Source organism: Secundilactobacillus kimchicus JCM 15530, from assembly GCF_001433995.1.
Lineage (GTDB): Bacteria > Bacillota > Bacilli > Lactobacillales > Lactobacillaceae > Secundilactobacillus > Secundilactobacillus kimchicus.
The window spans coordinates 32,763-51,831 of sequence record NZ_AZCX01000008.1 but is presented as its reverse complement, the minus strand read 5'-3'; the positions used below and the strand labels follow the sequence as shown (position 1 = coordinate 51,831).

Annotated in this window: 12 protein-coding genes; 5 read left to right on the top strand and 7 right to left on the bottom strand. The window is 48.7% G+C overall.

Annotated elements, in window-relative coordinates:
- Positions 1-74: 74 nt before the first annotated feature.
- The gene (locus tag FC96_RS09585; protein WP_056942844.1) at positions 75-974 is read left to right on the top strand and encodes a 3-hydroxyacyl-CoA dehydrogenase; all 900 of its coding nucleotides are present in this window, start codon (positions 75-77) and stop codon (positions 972-974) included.
- A 61-nt stretch (positions 975-1,035) separates the two neighbouring features.
- Here the strand turns inward: FC96_RS09585 and FC96_RS09580 are convergent, their stop codons facing one another.
- The 6 genes from FC96_RS09580 to FC96_RS09560 all read right to left on the bottom strand — a co-directional run bounded on the left by FC96_RS09580 (position 1,036) and on the right by FC96_RS09560 (position 6,266).
- Positions 1,036-2,232 carry an MFS transporter gene (locus tag FC96_RS09580; RefSeq protein ID WP_056942843.1) on the bottom strand — a complete coding sequence of 399 codons (1,197 nt, stop codon included), beginning with the start codon at positions 2,230-2,232 and terminating at the stop codon, positions 1,036-1,038.
- A gap of 148 nt (positions 2,233-2,380) precedes the next feature.
- On the bottom strand, positions 2,381-2,887 hold the full coding sequence (locus tag FC96_RS09575; RefSeq protein ID WP_054661052.1) for a transcription repressor NadR: 507 nt from the start codon (positions 2,885-2,887) through the stop codon (positions 2,381-2,383).
- A gap of 19 nt (positions 2,888-2,906) precedes the next feature.
- Positions 2,907-3,782 (bottom strand): DegV family protein, encoded by an 876-nt coding sequence (locus FC96_RS09570; protein WP_054661050.1) that lies wholly within the window; start codon positions 3,780-3,782, stop codon positions 2,907-2,909.
- A gap of 107 nt (positions 3,783-3,889) precedes the next feature.
- Positions 3,890-4,063: a hypothetical protein gene (locus FC96_RS12930; protein WP_156403210.1), complete on the bottom strand. Its 174-nt coding sequence runs from the start codon at positions 4,061-4,063 to the stop codon at positions 3,890-3,892.
- 132 nt (positions 4,064-4,195) lie between these two features.
- Complete coding sequence (locus FC96_RS09565) at positions 4,196-4,732, bottom strand: GNAT family N-acetyltransferase (protein WP_056942842.1); 537 nt, start codon at positions 4,730-4,732, stop codon at positions 4,196-4,198.
- Between the two features lie 97 nt (positions 4,733-4,829).
- The gene (locus FC96_RS09560) at positions 4,830-6,266 is read right to left on the bottom strand and encodes an NAD-dependent succinate-semialdehyde dehydrogenase (RefSeq protein WP_056942841.1); all 1,437 of its coding nucleotides are present in this window, start codon (positions 6,264-6,266) and stop codon (positions 4,830-4,832) included.
- 405 nt (positions 6,267-6,671) lie between these two features.
- Here FC96_RS09560 and FC96_RS09555 point away from each other — a divergent pair, with 405 nt between their 5' ends.
- The 3 genes from FC96_RS09555 (at position 6,672) to FC96_RS09545 (ending at position 10,676) form a co-directional block, all read left to right on the top strand.
- Positions 6,672-7,928: a hypothetical protein gene (locus FC96_RS09555; RefSeq protein WP_054661048.1), complete on the top strand. Its 1,257-nt coding sequence runs from the start codon at positions 6,672-6,674 to the stop codon at positions 7,926-7,928.
- Between the two features lie 201 nt (positions 7,929-8,129).
- Positions 8,130-9,077 (top strand): hypothetical protein, encoded by a 948-nt coding sequence (locus FC96_RS09550; protein ID WP_156403209.1) that lies wholly within the window; start codon positions 8,130-8,132, stop codon positions 9,075-9,077.
- 408 nt (positions 9,078-9,485) lie between these two features.
- Positions 9,486-10,676, top strand: a complete 1,191-nt coding sequence (locus FC96_RS09545) for a M57 family metalloprotease (protein WP_056942839.1) — start codon at positions 9,486-9,488, stop codon at positions 10,674-10,676.
- A 65-nt stretch (positions 10,677-10,741) separates the two neighbouring features.
- On the opposite strand, the gene FC96_RS09540 is transcribed toward FC96_RS09545, so the two are convergent.
- Positions 10,742-11,191, bottom strand: a complete 450-nt coding sequence (locus tag FC96_RS09540; protein ID WP_056942838.1) for a hypothetical protein — start codon at positions 11,189-11,191, stop codon at positions 10,742-10,744.
- Positions 11,192-11,515: 324 nt separating this feature from the next.
- On the opposite strand from FC96_RS09540, the gene FC96_RS13240 reads away from it, so the two are divergent.
- On the top strand, positions 11,516-18,919 hold the full coding sequence (locus tag FC96_RS13240) for a DUF7601 domain-containing protein (RefSeq protein WP_056942837.1): 7,404 nt from the start codon (positions 11,516-11,518) through the stop codon (positions 18,917-18,919).
- The last annotated feature ends 150 nt before the right edge of the window (positions 18,920-19,069 follow it).

The window sequence follows — 19,069 nt, the reverse complement described above, 5'->3', positions numbered from 1 at the left end:
CCGTTTTCGAAACCGGCTAAACTGCTGTTGGATAGAGCGAAAGGTTTGTCTCAACGCGGACAAGGAGGGTTATCATGACACATATTAGTAATGTGACCGTTGCTGGTAGTGGTGTGTTAGGCAGTCAAATTGCGTACCAATCGGCCTATAGTGGCAAAAACGTCATCATTTACGATATTAATGATGAGGCGATTGCCAAGGCTAAGGACCGGATTAAAAGTTTGCGGTCGTTGTATAAAAAAGACCTTGATATTACGGATAGTCAGTTTGAAGCAGGACTGGAGCGGGTCCAATATTCGTCGGACTTAGCAACGGCAGTGGCCGATGCGGACTTAGTGATTGAAGCAATTCCGGAAAAACCAGAGATCAAACACGATTTTTACGCGCGATTGGCAGCGGTGGCGCCGGCGAAAACGATTTTTGCTAGCAATTCGTCGACCATGGTCCCTAGTTTGTTCATGGCTGAGACCGGCCGACCGGAGAAGTTTTTGAACCTGCACTTTGCAAACCAAGTTTGGCTGAACAATACGGCGGAGGTCATGGGCTCGCCGAAAACGGATCCGGCGGTTTATGATGAGATCGTTGCCTTTGCCCGGGAAATTGGGATGGTGCCGATTCAACTTAAAAAAGAGCAACCCGGTTATATTTTAAACTCGCTGTTGATTCCATTTTTAAACGCTGGTCAGACCTTGTGGGCCAAGGGAGTTGCCGATCCACAAACCATTGACAAGACATGGATGAAAGCAACCGGCGCACCTCAGGGGCCGTTTGCGATTCTAGACATTGTGGGCCTTCGGACAGCCTATAACATCGGGGCGACGCTATCTAACCAAAGCCACGATGAGACGCTTCAAACCGCAGTTAGCCGACTCAAGGAAATGATTGATGCCGGGAAACTGGGCCGTGAATCGGGTGAAGGGTTCTACACTTATCCCAATCCGGCGTATGAGGATCCGAAGTTTTTAGAGATGTAAATGAACCAAAAAAGGTCGCTGGGCGTTTCCGCTCAGCGACCTTTTAGTTAGGCGGTCTCGGTTAAGCAGCTGGATTTTGGGCAGCCATCGTTTCTTTACCGAGGATCAAAATTGCGGCGATTGCGATCAGAATGGCCGCGAAGAAAATCCCGAAGATAATGGTGATCGCCACGTGGGCTTGCAATAGAAGGCCGACCAGAAGTGGGCCGACAATGCCGCCAATTCGCCCGAAACCTGCAGCCAGGCCGGTACCAGTTCCCCGAACTTCAGCTGGGTACTGTTCCGGTGAGTAGGCGTAAAGGGCACCCCAAGCGCCAAGGTTGAAGAACGAGAGGAGGACGCCGAAAATCATGAGCATGACCAGCGACTGGGCGAGGCCAAAAAGGATGGCGGAAAATGCGGTCCCCGTGAGAAACACCACCAGCGTGAGCTTGCGGCCCCAACGCTCGATGGCCCAGGCGGCCGTGAAATAACCAGGTAACTGGGCTAACGTCATTAGTAAAACGTAGCCGAAGCTTTCTACGATGCTGTAGCCGCGCAAGACCATGACGCTTGGCAACCAGAGGAACATGCCGTAGTAGGAGAAAACGACCATGAACCAGACCGTCCATAGCATGAGGGTTGCTGAGAAGTAAGTGCCACTCCAAATGGTGCGAAGACGGGTGGTCAGACTTAATCTTTGTTGGGGCACTTGTGATGTGGTGCCCTTTAAGTGGATGCGCAAGACAATCGCGTAGACCGCCGTCAAACTCGTCATGGCAACGGCGACTCGCCAGCCAAATTGGGGAATGAGAAAGTAAGAAATGAGCGCGGACAGCAGCCAACCACCGGCCCAGAAACTTTCAAGGAGGACAACGGTTCGCCCACGGATGGTGGCTGGGGCCTTCTCTGAGACTAAAGTAGAAGCAACGGGTAGTTCACCACCCAGGCCGATTCCCACAATAAACCGGAGGCCGATAAAGACGATGTAACTACCTGCAAGGGCGGACAGCCCGTTAAAAATTGAAAAGATCAGGAGACTTGAAATCAAAATATTTTGACGTTGGAATCGGTCGGCTAAGGCGCCTAAAGCGACCGCGCCAACCGCCATTCCCAGTGAGCTGATACTCCCAATCAGCCCCACTTGGGCGCTAGTTAACTGCCATTCTTTGGCCAAAGCAGCCACCACAAAGGACAGCATCCCGACGTCCATCGCGTCAAAAAGCCAGGCAAAGCCAGCAGCAGCTAGTAATTTTCGATAACTTGGTTCAGTTTGCAAGTTCGTCACCTCATACAGGTGTCAAGACACCCTGTTTTAACTTAATATACGAGATTTCAGCTTAGTTTGCAATGGATAATTTAAAATGTGTCAAGACACATGGCCCCCCTCAATATTGTGATTAACATTGAGGGGGGTCATTAGTGGTTCACTCATATAGGTAGCCGGCCGTGCGTAGGGCCGTTTTAATCGCAGTTAAGGTGGCGCGATCGGGGGCTGAAATCTGGTGGGTGTGTACCCCATCCGTAAGCTCGGAGAGTAAGTGGCCGCCCAGTTCCTTGCGCTTTCGGTCGAAGGTTAAGACCTCGGCGCGGGTTGCAATGTGCAGCTCACCTTTCAATAAGCCATAAAGCGGATGTTCGATTTCAACGTTATCAACGACCCCGCCAGCGTCAACGATGAGGTTGAGCTCAGAAGTCGTGTCGTCGGGAAAATGCCGGACCACGACGGCCATTGTCGCCGCTGCGGTCGTTTCGTATTGGTAGCCGCGGGCCGTGGGGATGATGGCTTCACCCTTGGCCCGTAACAACGCGACATCACCGACAATCGTTTGGCGGCTGACGTTAAGTTGATGCGATAGGGTGGCGGCGGTGACGGGCTGCGAGGCCGCTAACAGCGTGTTTCTGATTTGTCGGCGGCGGGTTTCGTTATCCATGACACTCGTCCTTTCGTGATTAATCAATGGGCCATTGTTCCCAGTCGTAATCCCAGAGCAACGCCATGGTCCCGGCGCCGACGTGGACCCCAACGACTGGCCCAATATTACTTGTATCAATAGTCAAGTCAGGATAAGCCGCTTGAAGTTCGGCGCCCCATTTGACTTGGGTGGCCTTAGCGTCGGCATCAACGATCGTTAGGCGGAGCGGATAATTCGTTTTTTGATCCGCTTCGCTGAACCGCTTTTTCAGTGACGTCCAAGCCCGCTTCATAGTGCGCTCACGGTCAACGGCAACGATTTGGGCATTATCGTTAAACGTTAAGATGGGCTTGATTCGCAAAAGATTGCCAATGAAACTTGACGCGTTGGACAACCGGCCAGTCCGCACTAAGTGAGTGAGGTCGTCGACGACAAAGTAGGCGTCAATGGTCTCGCGGAACTTGGTGAGTTGGGCAATAATTTCTTCGGGTTCTTTGTCAGCCATCGCTAATCGGGCCGCGAGCGTCGCTAGGTTTGCTTCGCCAGCCGAGGCAATTTTTGAGTCAAACGGATAGACCTTGATATTATCCACAGCGGGTAAAAAGTTGACGAGGTTGTCGTAAAACGAGGTAATCCCGCTTGATAAGTGAATGCTGATGACGGCCTCATACCCCGCCTCAGCTAAGCGGTCGTAGGTTTCCTTCATTTGTTCAGGTGTAATCTGCGCGGTCGTCGGTAGTTCGGCGCTGGCAGCCATTCGCGTATAAAATTCTTCAGTTGTAATGTCCACGTTATCTAGGAAAGTTTGCCGGCCAAAAATAACCGTAATTGGAACGACAGTTATTCCCCATTTCTTGGCCTCTGCGGCGTCCAGATAACTGGCTGAGTCCGTGACAATTGCTGTCTTGGTCATATGTGCCTCCCCGTAATTTTGAAGTTATTCTTCATTATACGAGTTCTTGTTAAAAATACTAGAATTAAAAAAACGGCACCTGGTGGGCGCCGTTCGTAGCAAACGAATTACTTAGTAGTGGTTGTTGTCGTGGCTGCTGAAGCATCAGTAGCAGTCCCCGTTGACTTGCCTAAGCCTGAAATCAAGGCTTGAACAACGGCGTATGGCTTTGTTAACCATGCACCAACTGTTAATAAGCTACCCAAAGTAAGGTTTGTGATACCAGATAAAAATAACCCCATTGTTGTTTCCTCCCATTTATCAAAAACTTGTAGACAACGTCTACCCTATAAACATATCACATTTTGGCGGTTTTTAGTTTAAAAGTCGATTACGAGTTTGGAAAAATGTGACATTTCAAGGATTGGCGACCATCATATGTCCGAGGTGAGTAATGACCATTCGTTTTCATCATGAAAACCGTCAGCTAGCCGCTCACCGTCCCGATGGGTGCCATCCAGATGAAAGCCGGCGCGTTTGGCGACCGCGTTACTCTCAACGTTGTCTGTGGCCGCCCGGATGATCACCTTATTGAGACCAGCCTCAGCGAACCCGAGTTGGCTAAAGCCTAAAACGGCGCGGTGCATGATGCCCTGGCCACGAAATGGGGCACCGAGCCAGTAGCCGATGTCAGCGCTGGCATTATTGTAAAAATGGTTAAAGGAAATCATCCCAGCGGGCTGGTAGTCCACCCAAATGACGGTGTTGAGGGACTCGTTATGCCCGAAATGTTCATTGAAGGTAACCAGTGAGTCCTGTTCGTCAGTGACCGTTTGAATCTCGGCAACCCAGGGGAGAAAGCGCCCAATCGTTGCCCGGTCTGCATCAAGTAGCGCAAATAGGGCAGGGCCGTCGGATTGAGGTCGGGGAATCGCCAACTGAATCTGATCGTCAATCATATAACTAAACATGAAAAACACCTCTCTTTGTATAGGTAGTTTACGCCAAAATAGTGCGACAAAAAAGCCACTGAGTCGAGTTGAACTCAGCGGCTTCTTATATAGTCGATTACTTTTGGTTAGCTGGAACCGGATCAGTGGCTACGAGTCCACCTGCAACATTATCAAGATTTGGTTTGGCTGTCTTGACGATCAGTTGTTCGTTGGTGAAGGCCAATGCCCCGATGTGGCTCATTTCACGGCCATAGCCGGAGAGCTTTACCCCACCAAATGGCAGTTCTGGTAACGTCACCATGAAGTTGTTAACAAAGACCATACCAGTTTCAATCTGGGCGGCAACTTCGGCACCGTGATCTTCATCACCGGCAAAGACAATCCCCCCGAGGCCGTATGGGTTATCGTTAGCAAGCTCGATGGCTTCGGCTTCTGAATGAACCTTGTAGACGGCTGCGATTGGACCAAACATCTCTTCCGCATAAGCCGGATTATTTTTATCAATATCCGTTAAGATGGTTGGCATGAAGAATTGGCCTGGTAAGTCGATTGGCTCGTTACCATAAGCAACGTTGGCCCCCGCCTTGATGGCTTCATCAAGTTGTTTTTGCAATTTTTCCTTAGCCCGCTTAGTATTCATTGGTGCCAAGGACGTGTTAGGGTCTAACGGGTCACCAGGGACGACTTTGCTGAACTTGTCCTTTAAGGCCTCAACAAATTGGTCATAAACGTTATCCATGACGATGAATCGCTTGGATGACGTGCAAACTTGACCGGTGTTGTAGAGCCGGGCCCGCCAAGCAATGTCGATGACGTCGTCCATGTTAGCATCGCCGAGCACAACGAACGGGTCCATCCCGCCAAGTTCCATCGTGTTCTTCTTCAGATTTTTTCCGGCCGCTTCGGCGACTGCGGTCCCGCCACGTTCGGAGCCAGTCAGGGCCACGCCTTGGACCCGCTTATCTTCGATGGCTTCGGTAACTTGGTCATAGGATAAGAACAGGTTGGTCAGGGCACCATCTGGGGCACCAGCAGCTTTGACAATGTCTGCGAATAATTGGGCTGAGGCAGGCGTGTTGGCGGCGTGCTTCAAGATCATGGGATTGCCGACCATGAAGTTGGGTGCAAACACCCGCATAATTTGGTAGTACGGGAAGTTCCAAGGTTCAACCATCATGACGATGCCGGTTGCTTGATGGTGAATCTCAGCCGCCCCGGTTGCAATGGTGTCGACAACTTCTGGTTTCAACAGGTCCTCGCCATGATCAGCAAACCAGTCTGCGATGATGGCACAAAGTTCCACCTCGCCCTCGGATTCTCGAAGCAACTTCCCCATGTCAATCGTACAAGTCCGGGCTAGTTCATCAGAGTAGTCGCGTAACTTGGCGGCCACGTTATGGAGAATTTTGGCTCGCTCAGCAATGGGCTGCTTTTTGGTTCGCTGATAAAGGGCGTGACCGGTTGTTAGTGCTTCTTGTAAGGCTTCGTCGGTCGCGTAAGGATACTCCTTCACGACTTCGTTGTTATAAGGATTAATCGTAGCATATGACATATTTTGCCTCCTATAGGTGACTGTTGCATTAACAGATTTTAATAAGACTACGGAACTAGGAGGACTAACCTCCATGTCTAAATGATAGCGCATTCTTGAATTGGTTACAATACCCTTGTTTGTGATAAAAACAGCAATCTATAGGACTTTATGAGCAAGTTTCACAAGCTAAATTATAAATTGGTATAGGTTATCGTAATTAACTTGATACTCAATCAGTCGTTATTGAAGATTACCTCGTTTATATTATTATGTGGTGAACGCAATTTGTAATATTACATTTATTTGGAAACATAGTTTAAGGTTTGTAATAATTTGACTTAAATGTTACCCTTATTCTGGTGTTAGAAGAACACCGTGGTTCATGTTTGGGGAGCCGAATACTTAACAAGGAAGTGTATCCTTATGAATAAAGGGTTAAAGAAATCACTATATTTTGGGTTAGCAGCCGTTTCATTTTTAGGCGCTGCTGGCTTTGCATCATCTAATGCAAGTGCTAAGACGTACGCTCGCGTGACGTCTAACCGGTTAATGACATCAGAACCTGGCCAACGAAACGTGGTCACTAATGGGACTAACGCGCTTTACACGAAGGCTGGAACGTTACGTGGGGCCCGCGTGGTTGCTTCAAAGTCAACGTTAGCTCAATTGGGTAACTCAAAGAGCTCACAAAAGTACTTCCGGGCTTACCGGGTTGCAACAACTAACCGCGGTTCTGTTTACTACAAGGTTGTGTCATTTGACCAACAATACCGTGGCTGGATTTACGGTGGCACCTCAACAGCTGCATTTGGCGGTGGCATCACCACTACCGACACGATGACCAGCGCTGCGCTACCATCATCAACGACTGGCTACAGCTTAGTGGACATCAACAAGAACACGCTGTGGGAATCACCAAAGTGGAGCCAATACCTGGCAAAGCAATCTGACATGAGTGGCTACAAGGCTGGCGATACCTTTAAGATTATCGGTGCCGCTACGAAATCTCGTGAAGGCTGGTTATACTACCAAGTTGTTGACGAAAACAACGCTAATGTTACGGGTTGGGTCTTTGTGGATGGGTTGAAGCAAACAGTTGAAAATGGTGTTGTCAACATCAACTACGTAACTTCAGCCGGTACCTCTGTTGGGACAGCTAAGTGGACTATCGGGGCCTCTGATTTAAAGAGTGGTGCAACCGCTACGGCCGGTGCTAAATTAGTCGATATTTTGAACACGACAAATTCATTAACGACTGCCGCAGCAACCAACGCACCTAAGGGTTATACGATTGACACTAGTGCTAACCTGACTAACCTTGCAACATTAGCAGTTGGTGGCACTTACACGGTTCAAGTTAAGGCTGCTACAACAGCAACTTCAAAATTTGACTACTATATCAAGAGTGGAAGCGGCAACTACTCAGTTGCTCCTGAAAGTTCATTCGATCAATCGACTAAGACCGCTATTGCAAATGCCGACAAGTCAGCCTTCACTGGTGACGCTGGTAAAACCATTAGTACGTCAGTCTACAATGCTGCACCATTTACTGCTGGAACTGGTATGAACACGATCACTGTTGGTGGTAAGACTTACACCTTCAACTTAACGGATACGCTTCACGCAAACTCAAACACAACGTTTGGTAATACTGTTCACCTATACTACTCTGCTAGCTAAGCATTATTTAAGCTCATTGGCCACCGTAATTTCTAAAATTACGGTGGTTTTTTGCGTACATGGCATAAAAATCAGACACTTTTCACTCATTTTCCCGACTTTTGCTCATCTGTGGTATAAAAATTGTCAGCAATAAGTAAGTTTGGTACGCTGAATCTAATGTAGATGACGCAATACTATCAGTTGAAGGGAGTAATCGTGATGAAGACTTACCAACTAGTATTAACGGCAGGCGCCATGCTGGCCATAGGAGGCACTGGGATGAAAACGGCTACCGCGAAAACGCCACAAAAGATTGTCTCAAACCGAACAATGACGACACCCGCAGCAACTCGAAACGTGGTACCGACTGGTCGCAATGCCTTATATTCTAAGGCAGGGTTTATGCGGTCGAAAAAAACGGTTGCTTCAATGGCAACCATGAAACGGCTAGCAAGCTCAACGAACTCAAGGGATTATTTCCGGGTTTACCAGATTGCCACGACTAACAAGGGGGCGGTCTATTACAAGATGGTTTCCTTTGATGGTAAGTACCGCGGCTGGGTGTATGGTGGTCGCACTGCCGGGAATTTCGCCGGCGGTCTAAAAACGGCCCAAACGACACAACAAGAATCGCTGCCACTTGTTTTGCGAGGTTATAGTCTGGGTGGCGGAGGCAATGATCTCTGGAATGCACCACAATGGACTCAGTATAAAGCGGCCAAGCGGAGTTGGGCAGGTTATAGAGCGGGCGACACGTTTGTGATTCGTGATGCCGTGACTAAAACTCGGGAGGGTAGCTTATATTATCTCGTGACGGATGAACGAGACAGTGCGGTTCACGGCTGGATTTACGCGGCTGGACTTGAGGCCCCCGCGGAAGCCCAACCTGAAATGCCAACGACGACGACCACCTATGTCACCGTGGTGTACAAAGATTCAGCAGGTCAGACCGTGGGGAGTTATCTCTGGAATATTCCCGAAGCGGATTTCCGGCCACAAGCTAATAAGGTGGCTGGTGCGCGGATGCAGGATGTTTTGAATACGACGGTCAGCCTCTGGGACGTGGCCAAGCAAAACGTCCCAGCCGGTCACACCTTTACTAGCAGTTCCACGCCGGAGGCTGAAAAAGTTGTCTTGGGTGGGACGTTCACAATTACTGTAAAGTGAATCAGACTGGTGAGTATTTGAGCTGGTAACAGTGTAAAAAACGGGTGAGAACCACAGTTGACCCGAAATTGTGTATGTTTGTTCGTGGGGGGATGTGCTATCTTTTCAGTAAGGGCTATCCCCAGCCCGGTTTTTTTCTCGGGTTCATGCAATTTTTGCGGGCGATGGGCTAATTTATGACCACATCACCCGTCAAGCAATTTGTCGCAAGACAATGACTTGCTTCCCCGAAGGTCGTCGCGAGACGATCTTTTTTAGATTTATCGCAATTTTTTAAGTTATACTTAAGCTAGAAATGCTTCGACGAAAAAGATTTCGATTTGGTGTCAATTATGTGTCATTTCCGGTGGTTGACGGGTGCTATGGTATGATATTGATGGATAGGATTGGATCATAGGAGGAATTGGAATGAGAAAGATTGGACGATTCGCCGTCGCGTTATTAGCGGCTGGTATGATTGGGACGGTCAGCCAGTCGATTGGCCAACCCGCAACGGCGCAAGCAGCCGCAAAAGTAAAGGTCGTTTGGAATAAAAAGACGGGCCAACAGACCCTCAAGGTTAAGTCTTCGGCTAAGGGGTACGTGTACACCAGTCGACTGAAGCACAAGGTGCTAAAGCTTTCCAACTATAAAAAGACGACCTTTTATTCAAGCCGCTCAGCGAAGCTAAAGGTGAACGGCTCAAACCGGCTTTACTACTATGTGACCAACTCAAGTAATAAAAAAGCCGGTTGGGTTTGGAACGGCTATTTAACACGGCAGTCATCTTCAAGTTCGTCAGCCGCCTCATCAAAGAAACCAACGCTTATTTCGATGAGCACTTTGCAGACGTTAATTGATACGGGAACGGATTTAGATCCGTCAGCACAAATTCTCAACCAACCGAGTGCATTTTATAAAACATACGAGAGTGTCCTAAAAAAGAACTTCAACATGAATGGGCAAATTTCTAACTTTACAAATCACCGGGCAAAAATCTACGTTGCTAAGAGCAACCTAACCAGCTACGTTCAGGATGCTATGGCCACCTGGAACAAGGCGCTTGGTCGGACGGTGTTCACGCTGGGCTCAGCGGCGGATCATAATATTACGCTGACGACCAAAGCCAGCAGCCAGTGGGATGGGTTGAACCAGGGCGACACCATCTACGTCAACTCAAAGGGGTTAAGTGACCCGAACTATACGAACACGGTTGCTGATACGCCGGAGATTCGGACGTTGTATGCGCAATACACAGCGGCCGTTGCCAACTATAAAGCCGCTTCAAGCATGTCAGACCGGGAATCTTACCGCTTAGAAGCCAATGCGTTGGCCGATAAAATGTCGGCTGCCCAAATTGCGGCTGCACCGACCGCTCGCCAGTACTGGGAAAACGTGATCACCCACGAGCTCGGTCATTCACTGGGGATCGATCACACCCCATATCTGATTGATGTGATGTATGCAGATGCTAGTTCCGACGGGTTCAGTGACGCGGTGGACGCTAAGTACGCGTGGAAGACGCCGAAAGACCCCGGATCAACTCGAAACGAAACCGGCCAGTTATCACCGCGAGACATTGACCGGGCCAAGCTTGGGTTTAAATTAGGATATTGGTAAGATCAACAATTTATATAAAAATGCCGCTATGTCAATAGCGGCATTTTTATTTAGCCAAATTCAGTCTAATGCCACCAATCAATAAAATCCTGGTAAGCATTGTGTTGTTCGGAAGTCGAAACCTTCACCATAATCAACTTTACGGTCTCGCCCAGCTTCACCGACCGCAGTGCTTTCACATTTTCAAGATTAGTCCGATCTAACTTGTAGTTGTGCGGAAACTGGGCCAAAACATCACTGCCTTCTGTCATCAAATCGTCATTTAACAGGTCAGTCACGTCTTGTCCGGGCGTCTTTGCGTGAGCGCTAGACCAAGGGCAGCTCCCCAAAAAATGCTGTTTACCCGTGTAAAACTTCAGCTGAACCTGATGCTGTGAAATCGCTTTTGATGACTGAAATTGCTGAACCGAATGGTGTGACTGTTTTGTGAAAATTAGGCTAAGACTAATGAGTACCGTAACCGTTAAGATGGCTAATATCAGAATCCGGCGCCTACCCGTGGAACGGTATACCAATTGGTCACCTCCTATGCATGAACCCCTTATGCATGATTAGTATCCCAAAAAAATATGGTGTAAAAGCGATAAATATGTGAAGAAAAGTTGAAAATACTTTGAAGGTTTTACGACTCTACCTTGAATAGACCGAAATGCTGTCTGGCCGGGGGAAATTAGGGGGTTTAATAGGTTATATAATCGGCTTTCTTCATATTTTAACTGGCATTAGAGAACCAATTAAATAACATAAAACAAAAGTCACACTTTGTTCCATTTTTGTACATATTTAGATGGTATCCTGAAGTTGTAGTAAAACTGTCGGTTTAAAAAGGAGTGGAGACGATGTTAAAGAAAGCGATGATTCAATTCATATCTGCGTTAACGTTGATTCTTGGAACCGTCTTTCCAAGTACATCGGCTTTAGCAACAACTTCGGTCGAACCAGTGGCCATCAATAGCGCGAGGCTTGTGACCTCAGATGATCAAGTTATTGGCGATCGGGTGAAGTCGGGCACCGATGCCAATTTACAGTTACAGGTGACCCTCTCCCCCCAGTCCGGTGATACTGACCGGGGGCGGGTTCAAATTTGGTTGCCTGAAGAACAGCTGAAAATAGTGACTGATAAGTTACCATTGGAGGTTGACGCAACGACGGGCGGCGGTACGGTTGAAATCCGGCGCAATCGGCAACAGAAGCTGAGTTTAAACTGGTTCAACGTGGAAAATACCGCGACATTTAGCGTAACGTTACCAGTTCAGTTAGGCACGCCAATGACTCGCTATGCGCTACCAGTGATGATTGGGGATGCGACAACTAGGCTATCACCACTAGAAATTCTAGCGGGTGACGCCAGCGAGGAAGCGATTCAGCAGCCCGTTGACGAAAACCGCTGGCCGAGCCGGGTTGTTGACCGGTTGGCCGCTAATGAACAGGCAGAAAAGACGGAGTCAGCGCAGGTTGGGGATGCTGAGACGGAAGCGGCAACTGCGCAGTCAACGGCCCAAAATGAGGCTCGAAAGAGTGCTCAAAACGCAAGTGACCAGTTAGCGGAAGCAACGAAAGCTAAAGCGGTTTTAAAGGCGCGACAGGGCGCTAGCGAAACCAACAGCCGGACGGCGAAAAATCGAGCAGTGCAAAATGGTGATTTGGCAACCGCCTTGGATGCCGGTGATTCATTCTTTGACAAAGTGACGTTAACCCCCAAGGGTGAAGCGGCGCAAGACATTACAAATGGCGGTGAGTTTGATGTTAGTCAACTTACCGGCGAGAGTTTTAAGTTAGATTATGCCTGGTCAACGGAGGCGTTAAAGAAAAAAATTGGCGACGGCTTGTCACTAAATGATTTCTATAAATTCAGGATTTACGGGGTTAATCATCTCGAACAAGAGGTTCAAAATGGTGAAATTAAGTCTGAATATGGAACAGTGGGTACCTATACCGTTTTAAACGGTGGCTCGGCATCACGACCGTATTTAGAAGTGACGATTACGTTTAGCGATGAACGCCCCCTCATCACGCCAGCTCATTTTACGATGTCCTTGGACATGTCCTATTACGGGGACGGCCCGATTATCGCGGAATTCCGAGACGAGGCAATTATTAATGTCGATCCATCTAAGGACGATAATATCGTTTCAAAACAGGGTCAGTTTGTCGGAGACCAGAAGATTAAATGGACGGTTACTTTGGATCAGAAAAAATGGGAAGATTTGTCCGGCCAGATGGATGGTTTTTCCTTAGTCGACCAGGTCGTATCCGGTAACCACAGTTTAGTGACACCAACAGATAATAAGATCCTGGTGAGAATGGGTGACAAGGATGTCAGCGAGTATTTCACGGCGAAGATTGAAAATGACAAGCTGGTGGTTGCTGCAAAAAAGGTGGCGGTCGGTGATGAAGAGGAACCGTCTTATCTGGAGGTCACGGACAATCTTGAATTTACCATCTACACCGAATATCAAGAGGCCAATGACCAAGTACTCTTTAAGAATGCTGCCCAGGTTCAGCAGGACGGTGACCCAATTAGTAAAGAAGTTACGGCTTCCGTTTCTGCCTACGGGTTAGATAAGCAATTGTTAGATTATGCGCAATCCGAAGGGACGTATACTTGGCAGGTTGACGTGGATTTGGCGGGGTACGAAATTACCGAAGGCTTGCTCAGGACGTTGACCTTAACGGATACACTCAGAGGCCCGCAAGCGTTTGAGGCAGAGAAGCTTGACCTGAAAGTGGCGGTGGGGTCGTCGCAGGACTATACGAGCTTATTTAAGTCTGAAATTAATCCCGATAACGAGCGACAGCTCACGTTGACGATTGATCAAGGGCGTGAGTTAGATGAGCTGGTCGAAGCTTTGAAATCAAATCCGACACTGTCTTTGACGTTTAAATCGGTCGCCAAAACGGTTGATGGTGAAGGCGATTTAGACGCAATCGACAACGACATCACCGCGAAACTTGATACAATTTCGCAAAAGACGAGTGCTAACGTCACAGAGAAATTTTTAATTCAAAAGACCGGGACGTTTGACTATTCGGCTTCAGAGAATAAAGCCAAGGTCGAGTGGACGTTGACGATTCCCAGACATGATTTTGAGACGGTGGAGATTGTTGACTTATTGCCGACGGGCGTGACGAAAGACGGTGTGTCACAAGTATTAGTAAATGGAAACAAATATTCGGCACACGTTTTTGGGTACTCTGATGGCGATTATGATTCGAAAGAGCACAACTATCACTTCGTACCTGAAGCTGGTACGGACAAAGAACCCAATGCCATAAAGTTCACTTTGGATGAAAGCTACTCACCTGGTCCAGTGACCATCAAAATTGTAACCCGTCACGATTGGCCGGATGCGAATGCTGATGATCAGGTAGTGACTCACGTGAATAAGGTCTCAGCGAAGAGCACTTATAATTCGCGAGTTTTATGGGAAAAAGATGACGCCACCGTCTGGATTCCATCGCCAATTGCCCATAACGGATTTAAAGAGGGTAAGCTGAACCTAAGTGATGACCCTGATAAGACCAGTTCAGTGACGTGGACGGTTGGGTTTGGGACTCGTTGGAACACGGTATTTGGCGGGGAAGGAAATGTACAAGAGATTACGGTGGCTGAAAAATTGAACGATGGCACACCAAATTATTTAAGCTATTTGACGAGTCGGGATTTTACGCTTCATGAAGTGGAGGTGGGCCAGAACCATCAATTGGTGGTCAAGGACAATCCGATTCCAGAAGACGCCTACGACATCAGGATAGTTAAGGATGAGGAGGATGCCAACCTGGTTAAAATCACCATTCAGATGAAGGGCCCGACGAAGTACGATCGGTTGGCCTTGCGGTTTGATACACCCATTGACTGGAATGCTTGGCAGGTTGAAGAAGGCAAGACTCAGCCAGAAAAAGCCATCTTCAAGAATGCCGCAAAGGTCTCGTACAACGACCTTGACTTCAAAGAGGTTAAAGCCAGCCAAGAGGTGTCCTTGAACGGTTTGTACGCGAATAAAACCGCTGAGTGGAATGAGGAAAAGGGGCAAATAAATTGGAAAGTAATCCTGAACGCTCGCGGTGAAAAACACGAAAATGTGGTGATTAAAGATGCGTTAACAGGTAGTCACGAGTACGCGTTTTCCGAGGATAAATTCAATTTGTATACCGTGGACGTTACCCATGAGAGGCAGGGGAATAAGTACGTTCCGACAGTTGTCCCCAATAGTCAAAAACAGCTGACGAGAGGCGTCGATTACGATCTCGTTCCGGCAGCGGATGGTAAGTCGTTTACCATCCGAATGGCAAGTTTGACTAAACCAGTGTTACTACAGTATGCAACGATTAAAACGGCTGAATCGTCGAGCAATTCGGACTGGTATAGTAATGCAGTTGAAATGAAGTCTAATCTGTGGCGGATTCAAACGTCCTATACGGCTAATATTAGTTCGGAGGCCTTACTGTCGGAATTCTCGGCCAGATTCTTTAAGGTTGATGAAAAAAATCAACCTCAAACCGGGGCAAAGTTCCGGCTTGAACAATATGACGCGACGACCGGTGCTTGGAAAGTGGCCGAGAACCTCCTTCATGAGACGTATGATGACGTTGCGGTGACCCCTGAAGGATTCTTGGAATTTTACCACTTAGCTCAAGATCCGAAGTACCGGTTGGTTGAAGTGAACGCAAAAGCGGGTTATGACTCGAATATTGAACCGTTTGAGTTTACGTATGCGTCGTATGAAAAACTCGAGGAGTCAGAGCGAACCATTACCAACTATCCCATCGGGAAGACTGGCCACCTATTGATTCGCAAGACGGTGGCAGGCGACTTAGGCCTGAATGTTTTCACCTTTAAAATCCGGGCTGTGACGGGTAATGGTGAAGTTGATACAAGGTTTAATAACAGTTATCAGGTTGAAGGGTCCGCTAAAAAAGTCGTCTTCCACCACGGTGAAGCGACGGTGACCATTGAAGCGGGCGGGAAGTTAGAAGTGATTAATTTGCCAGTCTTGATTCCGGGCACCTCAGACAAGTGGCAGTACCAAGTTGAAGAAGTGAAGTCGACCGATGCGAACTACGAAACCACGGTGGCAGTCGATAACGAGCAGATGACAGTGGGTACCGAGTCATCCGTTATCACGTTGGATGACGACCAAACGCGCCACGTTTTCTTTAGAAATGCGAAACGGGCTGGGGACTTTGTCTTGACCAAGACAGTGGATGATCCGCGAAACGTGTTGACTGGCCAAACATTCAACTTTGAAGTGGCCGCCGCTGACAAGTTTGATTCGGAGAATACGACCTTTGACGGCACGATTTCTGGATCGGACGGTCAAACCCACTCACGTTTAAAGGTTCGACTGGTGACTGGTCAAATGCAATTTAAGATCGACGACAATGAGTGGAAAACGAGCCTTCAGTTGAAAGCCAATGAAAGCCTTAGTGTCGTTGGCCTGCCGCATTCGCTCCAATTATCGGCGACAGAATTAGGAGCCAGTCAGTATGACGTGATCAGTTCACCAAGTGGTGAGGCTAATGGTGACCGCTATACGACTAAACCGGTCTCGCTGGCTGACGGTAAAACCAGCGGAATTACCATCACCAATGCGCCACGGGTTGGTGACCTTGAACTGCATAAGACGGTGGTTAATGGTCGCGATCAGGATGAAACGCGAGACTTTAAGTTCCGGATTACGACTTCAGACGATCAGTTTGAGGGCACCTTCGATGTTGAAGGAAATACCAAACAAAAAGAGATAACTTTTGAAAACGGGGTTGCAACAGTGACGCTTGCACATGCTGAACACTTGAAAATCGTTAATCTGCCAAGCGAGATGCAGTTTACGATTGAAGAAGAAGCCCAGCATGGCTTTACGACCACTTGGAAAGACTTGGCTGGCGCGTCGGGTGACGGGGCTAAGGCAACTGTAACGATAAAGATGAACAAGACGGTTGGTGCTGCCTTTACCAACACTCGCGAGCCGGAAGGTAAACTTCGGATTGAGAAAGTGGGCCAGGGCAAGGTGAGTTCAGAAGAAACCTTTACCTTCGCGATTAAATCTAGTGATGATAGTTATGCTGGGAGTGTACCAGCACAGGTTTACACTAAGGGTGAGAGCCAAGCGGAATACACTTACAACGTAGCGTTTGTTAACGGCGAAGCTCTCGTTAATTTGACCGCTGGGCAAGTCATCATCCTCGACGAATTGCCACTTGCGAGTTACCAGGTCAGTGAAAACGATCCTGAAGTGGCGGGAATGACGACCACTTGGACAGCAAATCAGCAGGCCGGTTCGGGGCTAATCGCGGCTAATCTGCCGTTGGAAGCAAACCAACAGCTGAACGTTGTCTTCACCAATACGTTGTCAACCGGCGATTTCACGTTAACCAAAGTGGTGTCGGGGGCGGAGCCTGGCGATTTGAAACAAGACTTTAAGTTTAACCTGAAGCTGACGAAAAATGCTGACCGGATGCCTGACGGTCAGTATCATGCAACAATCAACGAAAAAAAAATGACGGTGACCTTCAAGAACGGTGAAGCCACTGTGCACTTGCAGCACGGGGAAACGCTGCACCTGACAGATTTACCGGCAGGCGTGGGCATCAGTGTCTCCGAGGCGACAGTGTCTGATATGACGCCGTACTGGTCACTGAACAACGGGGCATACAAGGCTTATGACGCAACTGAGTTACCTGAAATTGAAATTGGGCAAACCACTCAGCATTTGCGGTTCAAAAACGAGCGACATCAAACCGCTGAGTTACAGCTCAACAAAACGGTGACGGGACCAGTTGATGCTGATGAAGACTATGAATTTGTGGTGGAAGCCGCGGCCGACCTCGACGTGACCGGCCCGATTCTACTTGAACGAATTGACGCTGACGGTCAGGTGATTGAAGTTAACGCCAACCTAAAATTTGACGCGGGGAAATTGATGGTGACGGTCAAGGGTGGCCAAACAGTTCGCTTGAGCGGACTAACCCTTGGATCATACACCGTCCGGGAAACAGCGCCAACCATTGAACAGATGACAACTAAGTGGTCACTGAACGGTGGGGCATACGTGGACGGGCTGGCGACAAAAGCCATGGCACTTTCTGGTACGAGTTTGACCGATGTGCATTTTGTGAACGCGGTAGCGTCTGGTGAATTACAAGTTGAAAAAACGGTTGCCGGGGACTTATCCGAAACCGATCGGAACCGAGACTTCACCTTTGACATCACATTCTTGAATCATGACCTGGCCGTTGACACAACCCTGAATCGGCAGGTATCGGCGACCCATCACACGGCCAAGGGCGATCAGTCGGTCCAAGTAGCGGTTCATCAAGGGGTGGCGACGGTTCACCTGAAAGCAGATGAACGGCTAACCCTTCATCATCTGTTGCCACAACAGCGGGTCACGGTGACTGAGACTAACGGTGACGGTTTTGTGACGACCCATAAAGTGGGCTTGCAAGCCAGTGTTGCGGGAGCTAAGACGGGGGTTGTGACGATTCAGGATGGTCAAACGACCCGAATCGCCTTCACGAACACCCGTGAGACGACCCCAATCAACACGTGGTTAACGTTATCGAAGTCGGTGACAGGTGTCGTGAATGATGATCGGGCATTCAACTTTACAGTTCAGTTTACTGACGCGGATCAGCGGCCAGTGACGGGGCTTGTGCCTTACGTGAAAGTGTCTAGTTCAAGCCCGAGTGTCACTGGGCAACTGCACCTCGATGAACAAGGCCGAGCTTCCGTTGAATTAAAACACGGCGAGACGATCCGGTTCCAACTGTTGAACGGGACGAGCTACCATATTGAAGAAGCTGACTATTCAGCAGATGGTTATGTGACAAGCGTGGCGCAAGGGACAGGCACGGCTCGTGATACCCGCGTTGTATCGGGAACGGTGCATGATCAATGCACGTCTCAAAATACGGTGCACTACACGAATGCGTACCGCTTAACGGACCTACCAGAATCCCACGACCCAACAACGCCGGAATTAGCAGATTTGCCAAGTTTCGTTGGTGGTGGGGGAATGACGGGGACGACTGGAACCACCGGAGCGATGGGTGCAGCTGGCCCATCAGGGGTCACTGGAGCTTCGGGTACGGGGACGACGACTCCGGCAGGCACAACACCAGGCAAAGGCTTCCTGCCACAAACGGGCGAATTCTTAGCGGCCAACTGGCTTCTTGTTTTAGCCGGTTTTGGCGGATTGACGTTACTTGCGATGGCCTTGTGGGTGTCTCGCAAGCGGAATTAGTACCGAAGCGCAACCTTGAAACGACGAGCCTCAACATTTTGGCTCGTCGTTTTTTGCGTGGATTAGGTAAACAGAAGTCATTTGTTTACCTAATGGATTTAAGGTTTAGAGGGCGCTTTCATCTTGACCCAATTGCGATTAAAAAGTACC

Bases quoted from the DNA above. Each gene is read 5' to 3' on its own strand.
- FC96_RS09585 (WP_056942844.1), top strand. From the start codon at position 75: ATGACACATATTAGTAATGTGACCGTTGCTGGTAGTGGTGTGTTAGGC.
- FC96_RS09575 (WP_054661052.1), bottom strand. From the start codon at position 2,887: ATGGATAACGAAACCCGCCGCCGACAAATCAGAAACACGCTGTTAGCG.
- FC96_RS09570 (WP_054661050.1), bottom strand. From the start codon at position 3,782: ATGACCAAGACAGCAATTGTCACGGACTCAGCCAGTTATCTGGACGCC.
- FC96_RS12930 (WP_156403210.1), bottom strand. From the start codon at position 4,063: ATGGGGTTATTTTTATCTGGTATCACAAACCTTACTTTGGGTAGCTTA.
- FC96_RS09565 (WP_056942842.1), bottom strand. From the start codon at position 4,732: ATGTTTAGTTATATGATTGACGATCAGATTCAGTTGGCGATTCCCCGA.
- FC96_RS09560 (WP_056942841.1), bottom strand. From the start codon at position 6,266: ATGTCATATGCTACGATTAATCCTTATAACAACGAAGTCGTGAAGGAG.
- FC96_RS09555 (WP_054661048.1), top strand. From the start codon at position 6,672: ATGAATAAAGGGTTAAAGAAATCACTATATTTTGGGTTAGCAGCCGTT.
- FC96_RS09550 (WP_156403209.1), top strand. From the start codon at position 8,130: ATGAAGACTTACCAACTAGTATTAACGGCAGGCGCCATGCTGGCCATA.
- FC96_RS09545 (WP_056942839.1), top strand. From the start codon at position 9,486: ATGAGAAAGATTGGACGATTCGCCGTCGCGTTATTAGCGGCTGGTATG.
- FC96_RS13240 (WP_056942837.1), top strand. From the start codon at position 11,516: ATGTTAAAGAAAGCGATGATTCAATTCATATCTGCGTTAACGTTGATT.